The organism is Pandoraea sp. PE-S2T-3 (assembly GCF_002179965.1).
In the GTDB taxonomy this organism is placed as follows: Bacteria; Pseudomonadota; Gammaproteobacteria; order Burkholderiales; family Burkholderiaceae; genus Pandoraea.
In genome coordinates this window covers 1-451 of the sequence record NZ_NGUQ01000036.1, presented here as the reverse complement: position 1 = coordinate 451, position 451 = coordinate 1, and the positions used below count along the sequence as shown (strand labels likewise).

Here is a 451-nt window from a genome sequence, read left to right as displayed (position 1 = left end):
AACCGCGCACAGGTCACGCGCGAAGTGGACGGCGGTCTGGAAACGATCTCGCTGTCGCTGCCGGCAGTCATCACGACCGACTTGCGCCTGAATGAGCCGCGTTATGTGACGCTGCCCAACATCATGAAGGCGAAGAAGAAGCCGCTCGAGACGGTGAAGCCTGCCGATCTGGGCGTGGATGTGAGCCCGCGTCTGAAGACGCTGAAGGTGGCCGAGCCGCCCAAGCGCAGCGCAGGGGTGAAGGTGGCGGACGTGGCAACGCTCGTCGACAAACTGAAGACCGAAGCCAAGGTCATCTAAGGGGACGACGAGATGAGCATTCTGGTAATCGCAGAACACGATAATCAATCGATCAAGGCGGCAACGCTGAACACGGTCGCTGCCGCCCTGCAATGCGGTGACGACGTGCACGTGCTGGTGGCTGGCAGCAATGCCAAGGCCGCCGCTGACG

1 protein-coding gene and 1 pseudogene are annotated in these 451 nt (G+C 61.9%); both read left to right on the top strand.

Annotated features, from left to right (window positions below; all coding sequences use genetic code 11):
• The coding region (locus CDV46_RS22480) for an electron transfer flavoprotein subunit beta/FixA family protein (protein WP_441339354.1) at positions 1–300 on the top strand (300 nt) is incomplete at its 5' end.
• A 12-nt stretch (positions 301–312) separates the two neighbouring features.
• Positions 313–451: pseudogene (locus CDV46_RS26955) on the top strand (electron transfer flavoprotein subunit alpha/FixB family protein); the annotation flags it as partial.